Below are 22,122 nucleotides of genomic sequence, written 5' to 3' on the forward strand. Positions count from 1 at the left end.
CGAGACGGCTGCCTGGCGGCGCGACGTCAACCGCCAGCACCTGCGCTTCACCTGGCGCTTCACCTCGCGCAAGGCACGCGCGACGTTCCACTACTCACGCCGCGACATGCTGCGGTCGAAGGACTAGATTCCCGCCAGTGAGTGCCCCCCTGGACCTGGAGCGCGTCCGCCGCAAGGTGGAGGCGGGTGAGATTCTGAGCGACGCGGAGCTGGTCTTGCTCCGTGCCGAGGCGCAGCGTGGCGTCGGCTCCGCCTTGCGGTTGGCTCTGGCGCACGCCCTCATCAACGCTGGCGCTGAGCGCGAGGCGCTGCCCCTGCTGGAGACCCTGCGGCGGGACTTCCCTCGCGACCTGCCCGTGCGGCTTGGACTGGCGCGGGCCCTGCTCGGACTGGAGCGCCACGGCGACGCGGAGCGGCTGCTGACCGAAATCCTGGCCCAGTCTCCGGGAGACCCCGAGGTGCTCAAGGTTCTCGCGGTGCTGGGACTGCGGCGCGGTGAAGCGGACAAGGCGCGCGCCTACGTCGCGGATGCGCTGGCCCGCGACCCCTTCGACGCCGAGGCCCGGCTGCTGAAGGAGGAGCTGGAGTCCGTGGACCTGCTACCTCCGCCCGCTCCCCAGGAGCAGGTGCTGCGCCCGGAGTTCACCGCCGCGCTCACCGCCGCGCTGGGCCGCGCCCGGGTGGCGTTCCGGCGGCAGGGGAAGGACCTGCTCGTGAAGCTCGCCACGGGCGGCGTCGGGCGCGTGGACGTGGGCTCGCTGTACGCCGCCTACCAGGAGTCCTCGGGCACGCAGGGGCTCACCGTCTACGCGGAGGCCCTGGCGGCGCGGCTCGGCGGGTTGTCCTCGGGCTTGAGCGCGGAGGTCGCGGCGTTGGAAGCGCGGCTGCGTCCGGTGCTGCGCCCAGCGGACTTCGCGGCGCGCGCCGTGGGCGCCTTGCACCGGCCCGGCCCCGCGGGCCTGGACGTCTTCTACGTGCTGGAGGACGCGGAGTTCGTGCGCTACCTGCCCGAAGCCGCCCTGGCCCCCGCGGGACTCACGCCCGAGTCGGCGGACGCGGCGGCCTGGCGCAACCTCGCCTCGCGGCTGGCCCCCGTGCGGCCCGTGCTCGTCGACCAGGGGGAGGTCCGGCTGGCGGAGGCCTTCTCCGGACTCTGGGCCGTGGCGGAGGGGGATGGCCACGACGCCGCGCGGCTGCTCCTTCCTTCGCAGCGCAAGGAGCTGGCGCTGCTCGCGGGAGAGGGCCCCCTTCGCGTGGTCCTCGGACGGCGGGAATTGGCGCTGGTCTGCCGCGAGTCGGATGCCGCCGCGTGTGAGGCGCTGGCGCGGCTCGTGCCCTCGCCAGATGGAATCCCGGGCGCCTTCCGCCTGACGGAAGCGGGCCTGTCCGCGGTGTGAGCCGGTCTCAGCCCGCCGTGCCCGCGGGGAGCTGGTCCACGAACATTACCTCGCGGTAGCCCAGCGTGAGCAGCAGCGCCCGCAGCGAGCGCTCCGCCGACTCCCGCGCCCGCCGCTGGAGTCGTCCGTCCGCGCGGACCTCCTGTTCGAAGGCGACGCGCGCCTTCTCCAGCAGCTGCGCCGTCTGCTCGCTGTCCAGGTTGGAGTCGATGACCTCCGTCTCCCCCGGGCGCAGCGCCACCTTCACCTCCATGGGCGGCAGCACCACGTAGACGCGCGTGCCCATCACCTGGAGATGGGAGCGGTCGAAGCGCTGGAAGTCGAAGCCCAGGTGCGCGTTCGCGAAGACGATGGCGCGGCCCCGCGGGTTCTGGAGCGCGTAGCGCGCCCAGTTCAGCACGTCCTTCCAGAGCGCATCCGTGGCCTGGGGCTCCGGCGTGAAGGACACCTTCTTGTAGAGCGCGACCTCCAGCGTCTCCAGCCGGGCCACGTCCCGCATCTGCTGCACGACGGAAGGCGTGTCCGGCAGCGACGGCGACGCGGGCTTCATCAACACCCAGGCTCCCAGCGCGCCGAGCGCCGCGGCCAGGACGACGGTGAGGACTCGCGAGAGGTGCGCCATGGGCCCCAGTGTACCTCCCCGGGCGGGCGCTTCCGGCGCGCTCATATCGAGGGCGCCAGCAGGACGACCGAGTAACCCACGGCCGTCCGTGCTCCAGGATTCTCGTACGAGTGCTTCTGGTCCCCCCGGAAGACGACCACGTCCCCGGGCTGGAGGTGGAAGCGCTCCCCGCTGGCCACGAGCACCAGCTCCCCCGTCTCACACGTCAGGTACTCCCGGGTGCCGGGGGTGTGGGGGACGCCGGTGACGCGCACCTGCGGCGGCAGCTCCACGCGGTCGAACTCCATGCCAGGCAACGGGTCCGGCAACAGCTTGCGCATCATTCCGCCACCGCGCGTCCGGACGGGCAGGGAGGCGCGCGGGTAGTGCCGGGCGCTGGCGCGGGGCTTGGCGATGAGCTCCTCCAGCGACACCTGGAGCGCGGCGGCCACGCGGTGCAGCACGGACAGCGTCGGGTTGGCGGCCCCGGACTCCAGGTGGGCCCAGGTGGCGCGTGGCACGCCCGCCAGCCGCGACAGCTGCGCCTGTGTGGCGCCTCGCGTCTCGCGCAGGGAGCGGATGTTGCGGGCCAGCCTGCCAGGCAGGTCATCGTCGTTCATGGATTGGCAATCTGCCAAGCCCTTGGCCCGCGCGCCAACAGAATGGCGAACGGCGTGTATCTCCCGTTGCAAGGAGGACGCACGAATGAATCGCATCGACAAGAGCATCCTGATGACGGGCGCGAGCCGGGGGCTGGGGCTGGCGTTGATGAACGGCTTCGCTCGCCGAGGCGCGCGGGTGGTGGGCGTGGCGCGCCACGCCGCGGAGATGGAGGCCGCCGCGGCGGCGCTGCGAAAGGAGGGGCTGGAGGCCCACGCGCTGGCCTGCGACGTGGGGGACCAGGAGGCCATCTACCCGCTGGTGGGCGCGGCCACCGCGCTGGTGGGCCCGCTGGACGTGCTGGTCCACAACGCGAGCACGCTGGGCCCCACGCCGCTGCCGCTGCTGCTGGACACCGCCTGCGAGGACCTGCAGCGCGTGCTGGAGGTCAACCTGGTGGGCCCCTTCCGCCTCACCAAGGCGGTGGCCGGGAACATGGCGATGCGGGGCAAGGGGCTGGTCATGCACGTCACCTCGGACGCGGCGGTGTCGGCCTATCCGCGCTGGGGCGCGTATGGCGTGTCCAAGGCCGCGCTGGAGCACCTGGGCCGCGTCTGGGCCGCGGAGCTGGAGGGCACGGGCGTGCGCTTCGTCTCCGTGGACCCGGGGGAGATGGACACGCGGATGTACCGCGACGCGGTGCCGGATGGGGACTACTCGCAGTTGAGCCGCCCGGAGGCGGTGGCGGCCCGGCTCGTGGAGTGGGTGGCGCTGCGGTCGGAGTCGCTGCCCTCGGGAGCCCGCCTGGAGGCGGCGAAGTTGGAGGCCGCATGAAGCCCGCGCGCTGGCCCGCGGACCGCCCCGAGGAGGGGCGCCTGCTGCATGTGGAGCCGAGCGCCCGCCGCTACCGCGACGCCCACGTGGTGGACCTCCCGTCGCTGCTTCGCGCCGGGGACCTGCTGGTGGTGAACGACGCCGCCACGCTGCCCGCGTCCCTGGCGGGGCGCACGGCGTCCGGAGAGCGAATCGAGCTGCGCCTGTTGTCGCGCGAGCCGGACGGCACCTGGACTGGCGTGCTCTTCGGCGCGGGGGACTGGCGGCGGCGCACGGAGGACCGGCCACCGCCGCCGGTGCTGGCCGTGGGCGCGAGGCTCGTGGTGGGAGGCCTGAAGGCGCGGGTGGTGGCGGTGCTGCCCCCGTCTCCCCGGTTGCTGCGCGTGGCCTTCGACGTGACGGGGGCGGCGCTCTGGTCCAGCCTCTACCGGAGCGGGCGTCCGGTGCAGTACGCGTACACGGAGGCGCCGCTGTCGCTGTGGCACGTGCAGACGGCCTACGGCGCGCGGCCCTGGTCCGTGGAGGCGCCGTCCGCGGGATTGCCCCTCACCTGGAGCGTGCTGCTGACGCTGCGGAGGCAGGGCGTGCGGCTGGCCTCGCTCACCCACGCGGCGGGGCTGTCCTCCACGGGGGACGCGGCGCTGGACGCGGCGCTGCCCCGGCCCGAGCGCTCCGACATCCCCGCCGACACGGTGGAGGCCGTCCTGCACACGCGGGCTTCCGGGGGACGGGTGGTGGCGGTGGGCACCACCGTGGTGCGGGCCCTGGAGGGCCGCGCGGCGCGGCACGGCGGCGGGCTGGTGGCAGGGGAGGAGGTGACGGACCTGCTGCTGGGGCCGGGCTTCGTCCCTCGGCTGGTGCACGGGCTGCTCACCGGCGTGCATGCGCCGGGCAGCAGCCACCACGCGTTGCTCCAGGCCTTCGCGCCGCTGTCGCTGCTCCAGGAGGTGGCCGCGCACGCGGAGGCGCGCGGCTACCTGGGGCACGAGTTCGGAGACTCGTGTCTGCTGCTGGACGCGTGAGGCCTACTGGAGCTGCGTGGGCTCCAGCTCCACCTTCACCCAGCCGGGCTTGCGCACGTCGAAGTTGCGGTACGCGTCCAGGGCGCTGCTCATGGGCTCCACGTGGGACAGGATGGCGGTGGGGTCCACCACGCCGGTGCGCACCAGTTCCAGCAGCTTGGGGATGTATTTGCGGTGGTTGCAGTTGCCCATCTTCATCGTGAGGTTCTTGTTCATCGCCATGCCAATGGGGAACGTGCGCACCTGCGCCGGGTAGACGCCGATGATGGACAGGGTTCCGGCCTTGGCCAGCCCCTCCACGGCCCACATCAGGGCCTGCGCGGGCGCGTCGCCGGGCACCCAGTTGTCGCCCTTGGGGTTCGTCTTGGGGGCGGCCTCCTTCACCTCGCGTTTGAACTCGGCCTTCTCCTGGTGGGCCTTCTTCGCGCCGGGGCCGTGGTGCGGGTGCATGGCGTCCACGCCCACCGCGTCGATGGCGCGGTCCACGCCGATGCCGTTGGTGAGGCGCTTGAGCGTCTCGAGCGGGTCCTCCTCCTCGAAGTTGATGATTTCGGCGCCCTGGGCCCGCGCCAGCTCCAGCCGGTCCTCGTGGCAGTCGATGGCGAAGACGCGGCCTGCGCCCAGCAGCTTCGCGCTGACGATGGCGAAGAGGCCCACGGGTCCGCAGCCGAACACCGCCACGGTGTCACCGGGTTTGATTTCCGCCAGCTCCGCGCCCATGTAGCCGGTGGGGAAGATGTCGGAGATGAGGATGGCCTGCTCGTCGCTGACGCCCTCGGGAATGCGCACCAGTCCCACGTTGGCGAAGGGCACCCGCACCTTCTCCGCCTGCATGCCGGGGAAGGGCCCCGTCTCCTGGGGACCTCCGAAGAAGGCCGTGCCCGCGCTGGGGCCGTTGGGGTTGGCGTCATTGCACTGCGCGTAGTACCCGGCGCGGCAGTACGAGCAGTTGCCACAGGCGATGGTGGACGGGATGACCACCCGGTCGCCGATGTTGAGGTTGCGCACGTCATCGCCCAGCGCCTCGATGACGCCCACGCCTTCGTGGCCCAGGATGGTGCCCGGCTTCATGCCCGGCATGGTGCCGCGAATCATGTGGAGGTCCGTGCCACAGATGGCGCTCGCCGTCAGGCGGACGATGGCATCCGTCGGCTTCTCGATTCGCGGCTCCTCCACGTCGTCGAGCCGGATGTCCCCAATCCCATGGAAAACGACAGCCTTCATTGCGTGCGCTCCTGCCCCCTTGGGGCCCCAGGTCGGAAAGGGCCTGCGCGGACGCAGACCCGCGTGACTTGGAGCCTGGACATCACCCCGGGTGAGGGCAAAGCGAACGCCGCTCCCTCTTCCGCCGGGTGGCCAGGGGAGCGGGGGCTAACGGCTGCTGGAGGTGTGGTGGACGTGGAAGGTGAGCCGCTTGCCGAAGACGCGGCGGAAGTTCAGGACCTCTCGGTCCGCGTTCCATAGCTCCAGGTCCACGGGGTGCCGGGTGTGCAGGTGCAGCGCCACGCCCTCGCGGCCGTTGGTGGCCTTGAAGTCCTTGATGGGCTGGTGGTGGCTGACGTCCAGCGAGTTGGCCACGCGCAGCAGGGTGGCCAGCTTGCGCACCGTCCGCGCTTCGACGGGGCTGAGGCCCGCCATGCCGGAGTGGGCCAGCTCCGGCGGGCTGCGCCGGTGGTAGCGGGCGACGCGGGCCACCAGCTCCCGCTCGCGGTCGGCGAGGCCCGGCAGGTCGGCGTGGCGGATGAGGTAGTACGTGTGCTTGTGGTGCCGCTCGTAGCTGACGGCGTGGCCCACGTCGTGGAGGAGGGCGGCGACCTCCAGGTAGGGGCGCACCGACAAGGGCAGCTGGTGCAGGGCGGCCAGGTTGTCGAACAAGGCGAGCGACAGCCGGGCCACCTGGCGGGCGTGCTTCTCGTCGAAGTAGAAGCGCTGGCCCATGGCCAGGGCGGCGTCCGCGAGGCTGTGGTCCTCGCGGTGCTCGTCCTGCCGGTAGAGCAGGTCCACGAGGATGCCGTCGCGCAGGCCGCGGTTGACGACGCTGACGGACTCCACGCCCAGGTGTTTGGCCACGGCCTCCAGGATGACGGCGCCGGAGACGATGATGTCCGCGCGGCGCGGGTCGAAGCGCTTGCGGCGGCGCTCGGGAGGCATCTGCGCCAGGGTGTTCACCGTCTGCGTGAGCTGACGGACGGTGGCGTTGCCGCTGCTCTCCGCGGCGGCGAAGGACACCACGGCGCTGATGGTGCCGGACGAGCCGAGCGCCACGCGGGGGACGTTGGTCACCGTAGGGGGCAGCGTCTTCTGCAGCACGTCCGCGACGAAGCTGCGCATGAGGCGCAGTTGCTTGGGAGGCACGGTGCGCGAGGCGTCGAAGACCTCGGTGAGGCGCACCGAGCCCAGCGCGAGGCTCCAGAGGTTGTCGGGCTTCTCGCCCGTGGCGGTGGCGACCTCGGTGCTGCCGCCGCCAATGTCGATGAGCAGCGAGCGCGTGTGGGGCGGCTTGCGGTGGAGCACGCCCAGGCAGATGAGGCGGGCCTCTTCCTTGCCGCTGACGACCTCCAGGTTGAGGCCGGCCTCCTCGCGCACGCGGCGGACGATGTCGGCGCTGTTCTTGGCCTCGCGCAGGGCGCTGGTGGCCACGGCGCGCACTTGGGCCTTGTGGCGGCGGCAGAGGGCGGCGTAGCGGCGCAGGGTGGCCAGCAGGCGCTCGGCGGTCTCATCCGGCATGGAGCCGGTGGCGAAGACGCCCTCTCCCGGGCGGATGGCGTCGCGCTCCTGGTGCAGGGTTTCGAGCGCGCCGTCGGCGTCTGGCCGCGCCAGCTCCAGGCGGACGGCGTTGGTGCCCACGTCAATGGCGGCGAGGACGGGCTGAGGGGGGCGGCGAGGAGGCATGTGCGGTTCTGGCCGGAGTGTACGAGGCCCTGGCGGTAATCGCAGCGGGAACCTCACCGGCAGGCTGGCCCCTCGCTTCAGCGCGTGACAGCCCTGTATCAGTCGCTCAGTCGAGGAAGCGGCGCTCCCAGCGGCGCGCAGCTTCGGGGTCGAGCCCCAGGATGGACTCGCCCTCCCCCCACAGCGTCCAGGGCTCCAGAATGCGCGCCAATTCCCGATAACCGGACAGTTGCTCGCCGCGCTCGCCTTCGCCTGCGTCGGGTCCAGGGCCCAGGGTGACCACGGCGCGTTCCCCTCCCATCGGCTGAACGGTGGTGCGGGGCGCGTGGAGCCGCGAGCGGAGTGAGGCGGCGCCCCCAAGTTGGTTCAGCACGGGCGCTCTCAGGAAGGTGAGCCAGGAGGGCCCCCGGACACACGTGCCGATGCGAAGGGAGGTCATGCCGGGCCGGAGGACATCCAGCCCCGGGCATCGAAGGCAATCGCGACGTACTTGGCGGAGGATGGCCGCCACGTCGAGTGAGCCGCTGAATGCCAGACCCGCGTTGCCTGAGGCAAAGGGGAGAGGCTCGGCAATGGCCAACAAGAGGTCTCTGACCTGCTGGGGGCCGTGCTGTTCCAGGTACTTGGTTGAGAACCAGAACGACACGGCGCTGACTTCGCCGAGACCGTTCACGAAGGACGAGTCGACGCGTTCACGCCCCAGATAGTCGAATCGGAAGGGCGCCTCCAGGGAGCCACCGGAGAGATGGACGTTGGCCCATGGCGCATCCGTCATGCCTTGATGGACCTTCTCCCATCCCTGTGAATCCAGGGGCTGCCACTCGCCCTCCTCGTCCGCGTACGACGTCAGGACGTATGGGCCCACGGCACGTTGATAGACGTCCAGCGAATGCAGCACCGCGGTCGTCACGGAGGTATGGGCATGGGGCAGATAGAAGCTCGCATGGAGCCCCGTGGGCGCGCTCATGGCAGGACTCCCAGGCGCGGTGTGATTTGGAGGGGCGCCTGCTTGGGCTTCAGTGCCCGTTGGTACATCGCGTCCTGCTGTTGGCCCTCGTGGGGATGTCCTTTGGGGTACCGGGGCCAGCTTGAGGGACGCGTGGGCGTGACACAGGGGAACTTGAAGTCATAGATGGCCAGAACCTGCAGCTCCGACCCCGTATGGATGACGACGTCCGGGGCAAGTGACCCCTTGAGCTCACTGCCCCGGCCCTGTCTCAGCAGCGTGCGCACGTCCTCGTTCCGCATGGGTTCCCATCTGCCTGAGTCCGGGTTGTAGCGGTAGCGGGGTTCGAGGCGAAAGCCCCCTGGACGGAACTGGTTCAGCCATTCGTGGGCGCACGGAAGCGCGACCTTGTGCATCTCCGTGCCGAGCTTCATCGCCAGCGTGATGGGGCGACCCTGGGCATCCACCGCGACCGCCGCACGGCATTCCTCCGGAGTCGGGTTCCTGCCGTTGAGCAAAGCGAGGAGCACGGTCGAACGCGCATCGTCCGCGCAGGCTTCCAGCGCCTCCTCAATGGCATCCCGCTCCTCGGCCCTCAGCACCCGCAGCGCCGCGTCGCCCGCGGTGCCAATGGAGGCCGCCACGCGCATGGCCTGGGTGCCCGGGAGGACGGCCTCCTCGCCCGCCATTCGCGCACACGCCGCCGGGTTCCGCCGGCACGCGCTGGTCGCTGAATCGAAGCCGTAGCGCTCCGGGCGCGCCGCGCAGCCGGCGGCCAGGCCACTGAGCACCAGCGCCATCCATTGACGTCGCGGCATGTCCCCTCCCGTGCGTGGCCATGAGGGCCGCGCACACACGAGGAGACACGCTACCGCTTCCGCCGCCAGCCCATGAAGCTGGCGAAGCGCTCCGCGATGCGGGCGACGGTCAGCCCCACGATGTCCAGCAGCCACTGCTGGAGTCCGGAGCGCGCGCAGTCCTCCAGGTACACCCGCCGCGAGCCGAGCAGGTGCTTGTCGAGCCACCGCTGCGCCTGCGCCGCGACGCCGGGCTCCTCCACCTCCACCAGCGTCTCCAGGTTCACCAGCGACAGCGGATCCAGATTGAAGCTGCCCACCAGCAGCTTCCTCCCGTCCACCAGCGCCGCCTTCGCGTGCAGCGTGGAGTCGGTCCACTCGTGGATGCTCACCCCGGCGCGCAGGAAGTCGCGGTACAGCCGCATGGTCGCCGCGCGCGCGAACACCACGTCGCTGCGCCCGGGCAGCAACAGTCGCACCGTCACGCCCCGCCGCGAGGCGCGCTTGAGCGACCGGATGAGGCCCTTGTCCGGCAGGAAGTAGGCGTGCGCCAGCACCACCTCGTGCTTCGCGCCGTCAATCGCCTGGAGGTACCGCTTGCGCAGCCGGTGTCCTCCCGCGACGCCGGACAGGAACAACTTCACCGCGCCCGACTCCAGCGCGGAGGCCCCCGCGTGCAGCCTGGCCCCCAATTGCCGGCAGATGTCCCCCCGCAGCTCCAGCGCCAGGTCCGCCCAGCCGGGCACGTCGCCCTTCGCCGCGTACGCGTCCCCGATGTTGATGCCTCCCAGGAACGCCACGGAGTCATCGACGAGGAGAATCTTCCGGTGGTTGCGCCACGCGCGGCCGGTGCACAGCGAGGTGAGCGGGTTGTACACGCGCACCTTCGCCCCCGCGGCCTTCAGCGTCTGTGTGAGGTGCCGGCTGGCGCCGATGCTGCCCCAGCCGTCCACCACCACCTTCACCGCGACACCCCGGTGCGCCGCCGCCACCAGCGCGTCGAGGAACCGCGCGCCAATGCCCTCCCGCTCGAAGGTGTAGACCTCCAGGTGCACCATCACCTGCGCGGAGGCAATGGCCTCCAGCATCCGCGGGTACGCCTCCGCCCCGCCGTCGAGCAGGGTGAGTCGCTCCTCGCGGACCTCGTCGATGGGAGGGCGGAGGCCAGGAGCGGTCAACGGCGGCAGTGAGGCCTCGGCACGCATGAGCGCCCTCCACCCTACCGCTCCCAGCGTCTCGACGGGACAGCCTCACCGTGACATGGGGCCGTCCCGCCGCGAGCCGTCATCACCCGTCGTGTTTGCGCGCGCCCTTGCCCTTGCCCTTGTGTTTGCACTCGGTGCCGTCCCAGTACTGGCTCGGGTGGCAGCGCTTGCTGCTCCGCTTGGACTTCTTCGACTTGGGCGGACGCGAGTCGTAGTGGTGATGGTGGAAGCAGCCACTGAAGGTGAAGAGCGCCAGAACGGGGAGGAGGAGGTGGGCTTTCATCGCGCGGGGCCAGGACATGAGTGCTCGGACCCGGCCCGGCGGCGCGCGGCCACATCCCCCCATCGACGCTGTGCGCCCGCTTCGATAGCCTGCGCGCCGTGCCCCCTGCCGCGAAGCCCGTTCGTCATCGGAAGATTGGAGCCTACCGCGTACTCGGAGAGCTGGGACGTGGTGGCATGGCCCTGGTGTACCGAGGCCTGCACGAGATGCTGCAGCGCGAGGTCGCCATCAAGGAGCTGCTCCCGGACGGCCAGCGTGACCGGGAGACGTTGTCGCGCTTCCGGCGCGAGGCGCTCGCGCTCGCGGCCTTCCGCCACCAGAACATCGTGACGCTCTACGACATGGTGGAGAAGGCGGAGAGCCTCTTCATGGTGATGGAGCTGGTGGACGGCCCCACGCTCCACACGCTCATCAAGGAAGGCCCGCTGCCGGCGGACGTCACCGGCGTCATCGCCGCGCGCATCGCCAGCGCGCTGGACCACGCGCACTTCCGCCACATCATCCACCGCGACCTCAAGCCCGCAAACGTCATGCTCACCAAGTCTGGCGAGGTGAAGCTGATGGACTTCGGCATCGCCAAGGACGTGGGCATGGAGGCGCTCACCCAGCAGGGCATGGCGGTGGGGACGCCGTCGTATATGTCCCCGGAGCAGGTGACGGGGGTGCCGGTGGATGGCCGCACCGACATCTTCTCGCTCGGCGTGCTGCTCTATGAGGCCCTCTCCGGCGCGCGCCCCTTCCACGGCAAGACGGCGGGCGAGGTCTTCGCGAGGATTCGCGACGGCAAGTACACGCCGCTCTCCAAGGTGGCGCCCAACGTCCCGGCGCCGCTGGTGCGCATCATCCAGCGCGCCATGGAGGTGAAGCCGGAGGACCGCTTCCCGGACGCCGCCGCCATGCGCCGCGAGCTGGACGTCTTCCTCGCGCAGGAGGTGCAGGTGTCCCACGCGGCCCTGCTGGTGGCCTTCCTGCGCCACCGGCAGAAGCTGACGGAGACGGAGGCCCAGCAGCTCATGCGGCCGCACGAGCTGGACGCCGCGGTGGAGGGGTTCGACACGGGGCGCTCCCGCCAGGGCGGGAAGCTGAAGTGGGCCCTGGCCGCCGCCGTCGCGCTGATGACGGCGGCGGGCACCGGGCTCTACTTCACCCAGGCCCAGTGGGCGCCGCTGGTGGAGCAGCTCACCCGCTGAGGCCCGGCGGGTGGTGGCTCAGGCCTGCTGCTTGGACTTGTCGTGCGTGACGGTGACGATGGTGCCGATGCCGCCGCGCACGAAGAAGTCGCCCACCACGGTGAGCTTGCGCGGCTGGATGGCCTTGATGATGTCGTCCGCGATGGTGTTGGTCACCTTCTCGTGGAAGGCGCCTTCATTGCGGTATGCCCACATGTAGAGCTTGAGGCTCTTGAGCTCGATGCAGGTCTGGTCCGGCACGTAGGTAATCTTGAAACGTGCGAAGTCAGGCTGGCCGGTGAGCGGGCAGAGACAGGTGAACTCCGGGACGTCGAACGCGATTTCGTAGTCGCGATCGGCGGCCGGGTTGGGGAAGGTCTGCAGTTCCTTGGACGGCTGCGAGGGCATGGCGCTGTCGTCTACCACACCAACGCCGCGTGTCATCCCTCCCTTCGATGTCCGCCTGCCAACGCGCCTGGCGTCCAGCGGGGGTGAATCCTGGGGGGGCTCCGGTTGCCACGTGGGCGCGGGCTCATAATCAAGGGGCGTCTCTTGCCCCCGCCCGAGCACATGCCGCTTCCCTCCGACGTCGAAGATGCATTCTCGTGCCTGCCGCTGGCGCTGGTTCGCGTCGGTCCGGACCTGCGCGTTCAGTGGTGCGAGGAAGGCTTCGCGCACAAGACGGGCGTGGCGCTGCACGCCGGGAGCGACCTGCGGGATGCCCTGGAGCGCACCCGGAGCCTGGACTCCCTGGAGCGCGCCATCCGGGACGGGGCGTCCCATACCGGCCACGTCATCACCCGGGCGCTGCGTCAGGTCCGGGTGCAGGTGAAGCCCGCCTCGGCGGGCGAGGCGGCGGGCGCCTGGCTGGTGGTGGAGCCCTCGGGCGTGGACGACGAGGGGGCCTTCTCCCAGGCGGTGCAGGAGATTGCCCGCTCCGTGGGGGAGACGCTGGAGGTGGACAGCGTCTGCGCCGCCGCCGTGGTGGCCCTGGTCCGCTGCGCGCACGTGCGCCGCGCCGAAGTCTATCTTTGCGAAGAGGAGGGCGGGAGCCTGCGCCGGGTGGCGGTGTCGGACCTGGCCGGCTCGGAGTCCCCCGAGGCGGCCTTCGACTCCCAGTCGGACCCGTTCCGGCAGGCGCTGGCGCTGCGTCAGGCGCAGCTGGGCATCCAGCGGGGCTATGGGGACTCCATGGGCTCCATCTTCGCCGCGGTGCCGCTGTGCGCGCCGCGCCGGACGGTGGGCCTGCTGCTGCTCTACAAGGAGCCGGGCACGTCCTTCTCCGTGCGGGAGCTGGACTTGTGGAGCGCCGCGGCGAACCAGCTCGCGGTGGCGGTGGAGAACGCGCGCCTGCTGCGCGAGGCCAAGGCGGCGCTCCAGGTGCGCGAGGAGTTCATCTCCATCGCCAGCCACGAGCTGAGGACGCCGCTCACGCCGCTGAAGCTGGGCCTCTTCACCATGGAGCGGCGCCTGTCGTCGGGCCAGCCGGTGGAGCTGTCCACGGTGCTCAAGTCCAAGCGGCAGGTGGACCGGCTGGTGGGGCTGGTGGAGGACCTGCTGGACGCGTCGCGCCTGGACGCGGGGAGGCTGGCGTTGGACCTGGCGCCGCTGGAGGTGGGGCAGCTGGTGGCGGAGGTGGTGGACCACTTCCGCGCGGCCTTCGAGCGGCCCTTCGCCGTGGAGGTGCCCCGCGAGCGCGTCTGGGTGCGCGGGGACCGGGACAGGCTGGAGCAGGTGCTGGTGAACCTGCTGGAGAACGCGCACAAGTACAGCGCGCCGGAGGAGCCCATCGTCGTGACGGTGGAGCGCTCCCAGGGCGAGGCGCGCATCCACGTCCAGGACCACGGCATCGGCATTCCGGGCGCGGACCAGTCGCAGGTGTTCCAGCGCTTCTACCGGGCGCGCAACGTGTCGCACCGCAACTTCGGCGGGCTGGGGCTGGGCCTCTTCATCAGCCACTCCATCGCCCGGCTCCACGGCGGCGCGCTGTCGATGCGCAGCGCGGAGGGGCAGGGCAGCACCTTCTCGCTGAGCCTGCCGCGCATGGCGGCGCACGACGTGCGGCGGCTGCCCCACCGGCTGTTGCTGCTGGACGAGGACCAGACCCAGGAGGCCGCGGCGGAGCAGGTGCTGCTCTCCGAGGGCTTCGAGGTGCTCACCGCGCGCGACGGGGCCGAGGCGCTGCGGCGGGCTACGCACCTGCCGGTGGACCTCATCGTCCTGTCCACCAGCGCCACGCAGGGAACGACCGGCGTCTTCCTGGAGACCTTCGCCACGCTGCCGCGCGCGCGGCCGGTGCCCATCCTGCTGGCCGGAGACGAGCGGCCCTGGTGGGCCCATGAGGGCACGTCGCTGTGTACGCGTCCCTACCGGCCCGAGGACCTGGTGACCCGGGTGCGCAACGCGCTCAGCGTGGAGCGGCGGCCCGCGGTCGAGGCGCCGCTGGATTTGCTCAGCTCCCGGACGTGAGCACGCGGAAGTCCACCGGGACGATTCCCGCCCGGGCCAGGGCTTCGCGGGCCTGGGGGTGGAGGAAGGTCTCCAGCTCGACCTCTCGCTGGGCCGCGTAGCCGCTCTTCAGCGTCTCCGGCCGGTAGCCCGGGTGGCACATCAGCTCGATGACGCCATCCTGGGGCAGGGCGGCGAGCTCCGACGCGAAGCGCTCCAGCGTCCAGTACGCCTCCGCGCCCGCGTCACCCACGAAGTGCGCGTTGGTGGCGACGCCGTGCGCCCGCAGCGTGCGCCGCATCTGCGCGTCAATGGAGCGCACCGGGACGCCCACGCTTCGCGCCGCCCGGGCCAGGCCCTCCAGGACGCCCGCGTGTTGGTGCAGGTGCTTGTGCACGTCCACGTGGGTGGCCGGCTGGCCCAGCAGGCCCGCGAGCCGCGCGAGCTGGGCGAAGGACTCCGCCTCCACCACGTCCGCCGGAAGGCGGCCCGCGCGGGCCTCCACGAAGCCGCCGTCCTCTCCGAGCAGCTCGCGCGGGAAGCCGCTCCACACGGGCGTGCCCCGGGCGAGGTTGAGGTGCAGGCCGATGGCGAGCCCCCGGGCCTCGCGCGCGGCGGCCTCCGAGAAGGGCGTGTTCACCATGAAGGTGGCCGACGAGACGACGCCCTCGCGCATGGACCGGAGGATGCCGCGCGTGACGGCCGGGTCGTAGCCCAGGTCGTCGGCGTTGATGATGAGGGCGCGTGAATGCATTGCGGGGCTCTTTTCGCGGTGGGCTCAGGGCCGGGGGCGTGCCTGGAAGAACTTCCAGGCTTCCCGCGTGGCGTCCAGGTGGGGCGTGCCGCCGTGGTTGAAGTCCGTGAAGCCGGGCCAGGTGTGCTGGCCGCCCTGCACCGTGCACAGCGACGCGGTGGCGGACTCCGGGCTGCACCCGGTGGCGGCGGTGCAGGTGCTGTCGCCCTGCTGGTACGTCTCCACGGTGGGGCCCGTGCAGCCGTTGCGCTCGGCCCAGCGGCGCACGGACGCCTCGGCGGACGGGTAGGTGCCGCCGAAGGGGCCCAGGTTGCTGCCGCCCTGGTAGCGGATGACCGGGTCGGCGGTGCCGTGCAGGTGCAGCACCGGCACGGGGCGTGACGGGGTGCAGGGCGTGGCGCCCTCCATGCCCGCCACGGGGGCGACGGCGGCGAAGCGGCTCGCGCGCTGGCAAGCCAGTTGGTACGAGAAGAAGCCGCCGTTGGAGAAGCCGGTGGCGAACGTCCGGCGCGTGTCCACGCACACGCGCGTGTCCAGGTCCGCCAGCAGCGTGTCCACGAAGCCCACGTCATCCACCTTGGCTGTCCACGCCGGGCCGCAGCACGCGCCCGCGTTCCACCCCCGGCTGGTGCCGTCGCTCCCATTGTTGTTGATTTCCGAGGCGCTGAGGCCCCGGGGGTACACGGCGAGGAAGCCCTCCGTGTCGGCCAGCATGGACAGGCGCATCAGCCCCTCCATCTCCACCTCATTGGAGCCGAAGCCGTGGAAGGCCACCACCGCGGCGGTGGGCCGGGTGGCGTCGTAGCCGGGGGGGACGTGGACGCGGTAGTGGCGGGTGCGCCCGTCGTGCTCCACCGTCCAGTCGTAGGTGCCGGGCCCCTCCGTGAGGCCGGTGCAGGCCGTGCGCTCCGGCACCGTGGGCTCCTCGCCGGGGGGAGGGGCGCTGCCGGCATCCTCCGTGGGCCGGCGGGACGTGTCCGAGGACGAGCACGCCGTGACACCGGCGAGCAGGACCCCAAGGGCGAGGCGAGTTCCGCGAAAGCGCATGACCCCGAAGTTAATGGGCCTGGCCCGGGACGCACGAAGTGTTGGCGTCATTTCACCGCGACGCACTCCGCGGCCAGGGCCTCCGCGCGCGTCGGGAAGCGCTCGGACAAGGCGCGCTTCACCTCGGTGACACCCGCGGTGTCTCCGGTGTGGGCGTGGAGCTGGCAGCGGGAGGCCAGCGCTCGGGGGTCCTCGGGGGCGAGCCGGTCCGCTTCGACGTAGGCACGCTCGGCGCCCGCGGTGTCGCCTTGCCGGAAGAGGACGGCCCCCAGGTAGTAGTGCGCCACGGCGAGCCTGGGCGCCTTTCGAAGCGCGCGCTTGAGCAGGGTGGCGGCCTCGTCCACGCGCTGCTGCCGGAAGCGCACGAAGCCCAGCTCGGCGAGGCTCGCGGCGTCATCGTGGGAGCGCGTCCAGGCGGAGAGCACGCTGGCGGCCTCATCCAGCCGGCCGCTCTGCGAGAGCAGCAGGCCGTAGCGCGGCGTCACGTCGGAGGAGCCGGGCTTCCGGGCATGGACCGTGGCCAGCGCGGCCAGCGCGCCCGGGATGTCCCCCTGACGCTCGCGCAGCTCGGCCAGCGCCAGCGGTGGGCGGAGGTCCTTGGGGGCCAGCGCGGTGGCGTCCTCGAGGGCGTGCTCGGCCCGCTTGCCCAGTCGCAGCTCCGTGGCGGCGCGCGCGGCGAGGAGGTGCCCCTCGACGTCCTTGGGAAAGCGCGCCACGAAGCCATCCGCCAGGGCCAGCGCCTCCTCGTGCGCGCCGGCTTCCATCAGCAGCGCACCCGCCCGGCGCAGCTCCTCCGCGCTCGCCCGGTCATCGGAGGCCAGTCCCTCCAGGGCCGCCGCCTTCGCCTCCGCCGTGGTGGCGGCCTCCGCCCGGGCCAGGCGCGCGGCGGGAGGCGCGGCGGGGCGCGTGAGGAACCACGTCGCGCCCGCGCCCACCGCGCACACCGCGAGCACGCCCGCGAGGAGTGGAACCCGTCGTGAGCGCCGCCTGCTCGTGGCGTGTTCACCCTGGGCGGTGGATACCGCCGTGCCCGCGAGGGCCTTCCGCGTGGCGCCCGCCACCGTCGCCGCGTCGGGGTTCGTGGTCCGGGAGACCTGGGGCCACGCGGTGGGCGCGTCGACCCCGCCCAGGAGGGGCCGGGGGTGGGGCGCCGGCGTGCTGCCGTGAGACGGGTCCGCGAGCCGCGCGCGCCGCAGGGCCAGCCGCTTGGGGTCGCGGTCCGGTGGGAAGATGGAGTCCACGTAGGCGGCCAGCTGCTCGGGCGTGGCCATCTCCGCGGCGCCACCAATCGATTCGATGGCGGCGATGAAGGCCTCCAGGCTGTCGAAGCGCGCGGCGGGCTCACGGGCCAGGGCGGTGAGGCACACCAGCTCCAGCGCGGTGGGTACGGACGGGTCGAAGGCGGTGGGCGGCCTGGGGCGTCCCTCCGCGATGCGGCCCAGCACCTCGTCGGCGGACAGACCGGTGAAGGGCCGGCGGCCACAGAGCTGCTCGTAGAGCATGACGCCCGCGGCGAACAGGTCGGCGCGGTGGTCCACCGGCTTGCCGGCGATCATCTCCGGCGACATGTAGAAGAACTTGCCCTTGAGGATGCCGGGCTCCGTGCCCGAGCCCAGTGCGTCCGCCTTGGCGATGCCGAAGTCGATGACCTTCACCGCGCCATTCACACCTACGTGGATGTTGTCGGGCGTGAAGTCGCGGTGGACGATGCGCAGCGGCCGGCCCGCTTCATCCACGGCGCGGTGCGCCGCGTCCAGCCCCCGGCAGGCCTCCACCAGCACGCGCAGGGTGATGCCCAGTGGCACGCGGTGTCCGTGCTCGGCGGCCTCCTGGCGCAGCTCGGCGAACGAGCGTCCCTCCAGCAGCTCCATGGCGATGAAGGGCTCGGTGCCCTCCATGCCCAGCTCGATGATGGTGACGACGTTGGGGTGTCGCACCTGCGCGGTGATGCGGGCCTCGTTGAGGAACATCTGCACCACGCGCCGGTCCGAGGCGAGGTGCGGCATCAACCGCTTCACCGCGACCGCCGGCCCACGGCTGCCGTCGTCCTCGACGCGGCGGCCCAGGTACACCTCCGCCATGCCGCCGGTCGCGATGCGCGCGGACAGTCGGTAGCGACCCACCTGATTGGGGTTCTGCGCCAGCTCCAAAGTGCGCGCAGTCTACGTGTAGGCGCCCCTCCGCGCACAGTGTTGTGGCCATTACGGCGGGTGGGGGCCCGCTACCTGCCCGCTCGCGCGAGGGAGCGGGAATGTTAACGTCCTGCCTGTCTCGTGGGCCTGGCGGGAGGTGGCCCAGACACACGCACGCGCTGCGGCCGGAGGGATGGTTGGGCACAGTCCTCAAGGGTGGTTATGTCGTCGAATTGGAGCCGGCGCTGGTCGAGCGCGTGGACCTGCGCATCGAAGGAGAGCGAATCGTCGCTCGCGGGCCGGACCTGACGCCTGGCGCGGAGGACGAAGTCGTGGCGCTGTCGGGCAAGCTCGTCTTCCCGGGGCTGGTGAGCGCGCACCACCGCCTGCACGCGGTGCTGGGCCGTGGCATGCCCCGCCCGCCGCTGGAGACCTACCAGGACATCCTCGAACAGGTGGCCTGGCCGTACGAGAACGCGCTCGACCTGGACGCCGTGCAGGTGGCGGGCTGTGCCGGAGGGCTGGAGGCGCTTCAGTGCGGCACCACCACCGTGTGCGATTTGCACTCGTCGCCCAAGGCGATTTCGGGCTCGCTGGTGCGCCTGGCGCGCGGGCTCCATGAGGTGGGCGTGCGCGGCGTGCTCGCCTACGCGGTGTCGGACCGGCAGGGGGCGCTCGGCCGCGAGGAGGGGCTGGAGGAGACGGTCAGCTTCGCGAAGAAGGCGAAGGGGCGCTTCCGGGGACAGGTGGGCGCGGCGCCGTGCTTCACGCTGGGGCCGGACGCGCTGACGGGCCTGTCGGAGGCGCTGAAGGCGCTGGGCGATGGCGGCCTGCACCTGCCGCTGGCGGAGGACCCGCTCGATGAGCGCCTGTCCAACGAGCACTACGGGGCCTCGCCGGTGTCGCGGTTGCTGGACGCGGGCCTTCTGTCACCCAAGAGCCAGCTGGCGCACGTGGGCCACCTGGACTGGGCGGACCTGGCGCAGGTGATTGCCACCGGCGCGTGGCTGGTGCACACGCCGCGCGCCAACCAGGGGCTGGAGGTGGGCTACGCGCCGGCGCTGAAGTTCGGGGCCCGGGCCACGCTGGGCGTGGATGGCGTGTCGGCGGACCTGTTCGCGGAGGCGCAGGCGGCGTACCTGCGCTCACGCGAGGCGGGGCAGCCCATCGACGTGCTGCGCTACCTGGCCAACGGGCACCGCCTGGCGTCGCAGGTTTTCGACGCGCCGGTGGGGCCCATGCGCGAGGGCTCGCTCGCGGACCTGCTCATCCTGGACTACCTGCCGGCCACGCCGCTGACGGCGGAGAACCTGGCCTGGCACGTGGTGTTCGGCCTGGGCAGCCGGCACGTGGAGGCGGTGATGGTGGATGGCGTGTGGCGCATGTGGGCGCGCCGGCCGCTGTCGGTGAGCCCCACCGTGGTGGCGGAGCAGGCCCGCGAGGCCGCGTCGGCGGTGTGGGCGCGGATGGCGGAGGCGGCGAAGAAGTAGCTCGCCGCTGGCTTGCTCCGGGGGCGGGATGTCCTGTCTAGTCCCGCCCATGCTCGTCCCATTGCTCGTCGCGGGGTTCTTCAGCGGTGCCATTCCCCAGGCCGGAGAGACGGCGCCGGACTTCACGGCGAAGGACTCCGCGGGGAACGTCTACACGTTGTCGGAGCTGGTGAAGAAGGGCCCCGTCATCCTGGCCTTCTTCCCCAAGGCCTTCACCGGAGGCTGCACCCGCGAGCTCAAGGCGTACCGGGACCGGTACGCGGACGTGGAGAAGGCGCAGGGGCAGGTGCTGGCCATCAGCATGGATGACGCGGAGACGCTCACGCGCTTCAAGGCCGAGCTGAAGGCGCCGTTCCCCTTCATCCCCGACCCGGACGGCAAAATCGTCTCCGCCTATGACGTGAAGATGCCGCTGCTGTCTGCTCCGAAGCGGTACACGTTCGTCGTGGGCGAGGACCTGAAGATTCTCAAGGTCGAGTCCGGCAGCGACGCCATCAACCCGAACGGCGCGATTGTCGCGTGCCCGCTGCGCAAGCCGGTTGGCGCGGACGCGAAGGCGCCGGAGTCGGGCACGAAGTAGCGTCAGCGCGGCGACCGTCCCTGCGCGCGCGCCACGCGCCGCCGGCTGTCGAAGACCTGGGCAGGGGCGCCATCGATGAAGGTGTCCTCGAAGGCGCCCCCCGTGTACTCGTCGATGACGCCGCGCCAGAAGGCGATGGCGGGGCGGTTGCGCGGCAGTTGGGACAGCTCCCAGATGCCGGGGAAGCGGTCGAACACGGCCCTGGCCGCGAGCCGGCCCAGGCCGAGGCGCCGCTCATTCCGCAGGATGAAGAACTCGCTCATCCGGAAGTCGCGTCCAGGCGTCATGTAGGGGAAGGGGGACTGCCCCACGAAGGCGAAGCCCACGACGCGGCCCTCCCAGCGCAGCAGCAGGGGGTGGACCTCGGGGGCGGGCACCAGCCACGTGGGCAGGAAGTCCGGCCGCCAGCGCCCCTGCTCGTCCAGGGCGTAGTCGACGCCGAACTCGCTCAGGTCGTGGAGGTAGAGCGGATAGAGGTTTCGAAGCAGCGTGTGCTCGGACGGAGTCGCTCGGAGAATCTCCATGGAGGGCCTCTCGTGTTCCCAGCATGACCCTTTGGACGTCCGCCGGCCAGGGTGTCTCCGCGTCCCGCCCTCCATCGGCTGTCATGCACGGAGGGGCGCGGTGGGGCAATCCTCCCATGGCGGCGCTCGGCCTACGTTGCCCTCCACGAGTCCGGGGCTCGGCGGGGGGGACACCATGAACAGTCTGCGGATGCGCATGGCGAGTGGAGCGGAAGGCCAGGAGCCCCATGCCCCACCCCATGGTGGCGGGCATGCGCGGGGCCATGACGTCACGTCGAGCCGGACGGTGCGGCGGGTGCTGATGACGGCCGACGCCGTGGGCGACGTGTGGACGTACGCGCTGGAGCTGACCCGGGCGCTCGCGCCGCACGGGGTGGAGGTGACGCTGGCGACCATGGGGGCGCCGCTCACCGGCGCGCAGTGGGCGGAGGCGCGAGGCCTCCCCAACCTCACCGTGGAGGAAGGGCGCTTCCGGCTGGAGTGGATGGAGGACCCGTGGGACGACGTGCGCTCGGCGGGTGACTGGCTGCTCGCGCTGGAGCGCCGGGTGCGTCCGGACGTGGTGCACCTCAATGGCTACGTGCACGGGGCGCTGCCGTGGCTGCACCCGCCCCTGGTGGTGGGGCATGCGTGCAGCCTGTCCTGGTGGCGGGCGGTGAAGGGCGAGGACGCGCCCGCGAGCCATGCGCGCTATCGCGAGGCCGTCACCGCGGGCCTGGGCGCCGCGGGCCGGGTGGTGACGCCGAGCCGGGACCTGCTCGACTCCCTCCAACTGCACTATGGCCCCCTGCCCGCCGCGGAGGTCATCCCCCATGCGCGGCGCGCGGACCGGGTGCCGCCCCGCTCGGAGCGGGAGCCCTTCATCCTCAGCGTGGGCAGTCCGTGGGACGCCGCGAAGAACGTCGCCGTGCTGGACGCCGCCGCGCCCCGCCTGGGCTGGCCGGTGCGGCTCGTGGGAGACGCGCGCCATCCCTCCGAGCGGAAGGCGGAGCCGCGTCACCTCCAGTGGATGGGGCACCTGGAGCCGCATGCCCTGGCGGAGTGGATGTCGCGCGCGTCCATCTACGTGCTGCCCGCCCGGTACGCGCCCTTTGGCCTCACCGCGCTGGAGGCGGCCCTGTCCGGCTGCGCGCTGGTGCTGGGCGACCTTCCGGCGCTGCGCGAGGTGTGGGGAGATGGGGCCGCGTGCTTCGTGCCCCCGGACGACGTGGAGGCCCTGGTGGAGACGCTGGAGCGGCTGCGCGAAGACCCCGGGCTGCGCACCCGGCTGGCCCTGCGCGCGCGGGCCTGGGCGCTGACGTACACGCCCCGGCGGATGGCCAGCCGCTACCTCGCCGCCTACGCCAGCCTCATGGGCACGCGGGAGGCGCTGACTCCCGCGGGCACCCCCACGCACTGAGC

Annotated in this window: 21 protein-coding genes; 8 read left to right on the forward strand and 13 right to left on the reverse strand. The window is 71.9% G+C overall.

Features of this window, described 5'->3' with window-relative positions; all coding sequences use genetic code 11:
- The first annotated feature begins 137 nt into the window (after window positions 1-137).
- The gene (locus tag G4D87_RS02030; RefSeq protein WP_163777902.1) at window positions 138-1,397 is read left to right on the forward strand and encodes a tetratricopeptide repeat protein; all 1,260 of its coding nucleotides are present in this window, start codon (window positions 138-140) and stop codon (window positions 1,395-1,397) included.
- Window positions 1,398-1,404: 7 nt separating this feature from the next.
- Here the strand turns inward: G4D87_RS02030 and G4D87_RS02035 are convergent, their stop codons facing one another.
- Complete coding sequence (locus G4D87_RS02035; RefSeq protein WP_205507384.1) at window positions 1,405-2,019, reverse strand: DUF4230 domain-containing protein; 615 nt, start codon at window positions 2,017-2,019, stop codon at window positions 1,405-1,407.
- A 41-nt stretch (window positions 2,020-2,060) separates the two neighbouring features.
- Complete coding sequence (locus tag G4D87_RS02040; RefSeq protein WP_163777906.1) at window positions 2,061-2,618, reverse strand: helix-turn-helix domain-containing protein; 558 nt, start codon at window positions 2,616-2,618, stop codon at window positions 2,061-2,063.
- 85 nt (window positions 2,619-2,703) lie between these two features.
- Between G4D87_RS02040 and G4D87_RS02045 the strand changes: the two genes are divergently transcribed.
- The gene (locus G4D87_RS02045; RefSeq protein ID WP_163777908.1) at window positions 2,704-3,432 is read left to right on the forward strand and encodes an SDR family NAD(P)-dependent oxidoreductase; all 729 of its coding nucleotides are present in this window, start codon (window positions 2,704-2,706) and stop codon (window positions 3,430-3,432) included.
- Complete coding sequence (locus tag G4D87_RS02050; protein WP_205507385.1) at window positions 3,429-4,454, forward strand: S-adenosylmethionine:tRNA ribosyltransferase-isomerase; 1,026 nt, start codon at window positions 3,429-3,431, stop codon at window positions 4,452-4,454. The genes G4D87_RS02045 and G4D87_RS02050 overlap by 4 nt, the downstream gene beginning before the upstream one ends.
- Before the next feature lie 3 nt (window positions 4,455-4,457).
- On the opposite strand, the gene G4D87_RS02055 is transcribed toward G4D87_RS02050, so the two are convergent.
- The 6 genes from G4D87_RS02055 to G4D87_RS02080 all read right to left on the reverse strand — a co-directional run bounded on the left by G4D87_RS02055 (window position 4,458) and on the right by G4D87_RS02080 (window position 10,595).
- Window positions 4,458-5,678 carry a zinc-dependent alcohol dehydrogenase gene (locus tag G4D87_RS02055; RefSeq protein ID WP_163777915.1) on the reverse strand — a complete coding sequence of 407 codons (1,221 nt, stop codon included), beginning with the start codon at window positions 5,676-5,678 and terminating at the stop codon, window positions 4,458-4,460.
- Between the two features lie 147 nt (window positions 5,679-5,825).
- Window positions 5,826-7,346: a Ppx/GppA phosphatase family protein gene (locus G4D87_RS02060; RefSeq protein WP_163777919.1), complete on the reverse strand. Its 1,521-nt coding sequence runs from the start codon at window positions 7,344-7,346 to the stop codon at window positions 5,826-5,828.
- A gap of 106 nt (window positions 7,347-7,452) precedes the next feature.
- On the reverse strand, window positions 7,453-8,256 hold the full coding sequence (locus G4D87_RS02065) for a type VI immunity family protein (RefSeq protein WP_240357946.1): 804 nt from the start codon (window positions 8,254-8,256) through the stop codon (window positions 7,453-7,455).
- A gap of 53 nt (window positions 8,257-8,309) precedes the next feature.
- Entirely contained in the window at window positions 8,310-9,110 is an 801-nt protein-coding gene (locus tag G4D87_RS02070) for a hypothetical protein (RefSeq protein WP_240357947.1), read from the reverse strand.
- Between the two features lie 50 nt (window positions 9,111-9,160).
- A complete protein-coding gene (locus G4D87_RS02075) occupies window positions 9,161-10,294 on the reverse strand; it encodes a phospholipase D-like domain-containing protein (protein ID WP_163777924.1) in 1,134 nt (377 codons plus the stop codon).
- Between the two features lie 82 nt (window positions 10,295-10,376).
- The gene (locus G4D87_RS02080; RefSeq protein ID WP_163777929.1) at window positions 10,377-10,595 is read right to left on the reverse strand and encodes a hypothetical protein; all 219 of its coding nucleotides are present in this window, start codon (window positions 10,593-10,595) and stop codon (window positions 10,377-10,379) included.
- 158 nt (window positions 10,596-10,753) lie between these two features.
- Between G4D87_RS02080 and G4D87_RS02085 the strand changes: the two genes are divergently transcribed.
- Complete coding sequence (locus tag G4D87_RS02085; protein WP_240357948.1) at window positions 10,754-11,767, forward strand: serine/threonine-protein kinase; 1,014 nt, start codon at window positions 10,754-10,756, stop codon at window positions 11,765-11,767.
- An 18-nt stretch (window positions 11,768-11,785) separates the two neighbouring features.
- Here the strand turns inward: G4D87_RS02085 and queF are convergent, their stop codons facing one another.
- Window positions 11,786-12,154, reverse strand: a complete 369-nt coding sequence (gene queF, locus G4D87_RS02090) for a preQ(1) synthase (protein ID WP_163777936.1) — start codon at window positions 12,152-12,154, stop codon at window positions 11,786-11,788.
- A gap of 162 nt (window positions 12,155-12,316) precedes the next feature.
- On the opposite strand from queF, the gene G4D87_RS02095 reads away from it, so the two are divergent.
- Window positions 12,317-14,215, forward strand: coding sequence for an ATP-binding protein (locus G4D87_RS02095; RefSeq protein ID WP_163777940.1), 1,899 nt, complete (start codon window positions 12,317-12,319; stop codon window positions 14,213-14,215).
- On the opposite strand, the gene G4D87_RS02100 is transcribed toward G4D87_RS02095, so the two are convergent.
- From G4D87_RS02100 to G4D87_RS02110, 3 genes are read right to left on the reverse strand one after another with little or no spacing between them, the layout of a single operon-like run.
- On the reverse strand, window positions 14,199-14,948 hold the full coding sequence (locus tag G4D87_RS02100; protein WP_163777942.1) for a carbohydrate deacetylase: 750 nt from the start codon (window positions 14,946-14,948) through the stop codon (window positions 14,199-14,201). The two genes, G4D87_RS02095 and G4D87_RS02100, sit on opposite strands and share 17 nt — an antisense overlap.
- Window positions 14,949-14,972: 24 nt before the next feature.
- Window positions 14,973-15,995: an extracellular catalytic domain type 1 short-chain-length polyhydroxyalkanoate depolymerase gene (locus G4D87_RS02105; RefSeq protein ID WP_163777946.1), complete on the reverse strand. Its 1,023-nt coding sequence runs from the start codon at window positions 15,993-15,995 to the stop codon at window positions 14,973-14,975.
- 47 nt (window positions 15,996-16,042) lie between these two features.
- On the reverse strand, window positions 16,043-18,145 hold the full coding sequence (locus G4D87_RS02110) for a protein kinase domain-containing protein (protein WP_163777949.1): 2,103 nt from the start codon (window positions 18,143-18,145) through the stop codon (window positions 16,043-16,045).
- Between the two features lie 179 nt (window positions 18,146-18,324).
- Between G4D87_RS02110 and G4D87_RS02115 the strand changes: the two genes are divergently transcribed.
- Window positions 18,325-19,617 carry an amidohydrolase family protein gene (locus tag G4D87_RS02115; RefSeq protein WP_163777952.1) on the forward strand — a complete coding sequence of 431 codons (1,293 nt, stop codon included), beginning with the start codon at window positions 18,325-18,327 and terminating at the stop codon, window positions 19,615-19,617.
- A 49-nt stretch (window positions 19,618-19,666) separates the two neighbouring features.
- Complete coding sequence (locus tag G4D87_RS02120; RefSeq protein ID WP_163777955.1) at window positions 19,667-20,197, forward strand: peroxiredoxin; 531 nt, start codon at window positions 19,667-19,669, stop codon at window positions 20,195-20,197.
- A 2-nt stretch (window positions 20,198-20,199) separates the two neighbouring features.
- Here G4D87_RS02120 and G4D87_RS02125 read toward each other — a convergent pair whose 3' ends face one another.
- The gene (locus G4D87_RS02125; protein WP_163777958.1) at window positions 20,200-20,721 is read right to left on the reverse strand and encodes a GNAT family N-acetyltransferase; all 522 of its coding nucleotides are present in this window, start codon (window positions 20,719-20,721) and stop codon (window positions 20,200-20,202) included.
- A 190-nt stretch (window positions 20,722-20,911) separates the two neighbouring features.
- Here G4D87_RS02125 and G4D87_RS02130 point away from each other — a divergent pair, with 190 nt between their 5' ends.
- On the forward strand, window positions 20,912-22,120 hold the full coding sequence (locus G4D87_RS02130; RefSeq protein ID WP_163778010.1) for a glycosyltransferase family 4 protein: 1,209 nt from the start codon (window positions 20,912-20,914) through the stop codon (window positions 22,118-22,120).
- Window positions 22,121-22,122: the final 2 nt, after the last annotated feature.

Source organism: Myxococcus vastator (genome assembly GCF_010894475.1).
GTDB lineage: Bacteria > Myxococcota > Myxococcia > Myxococcales > Myxococcaceae > Myxococcus > Myxococcus vastator.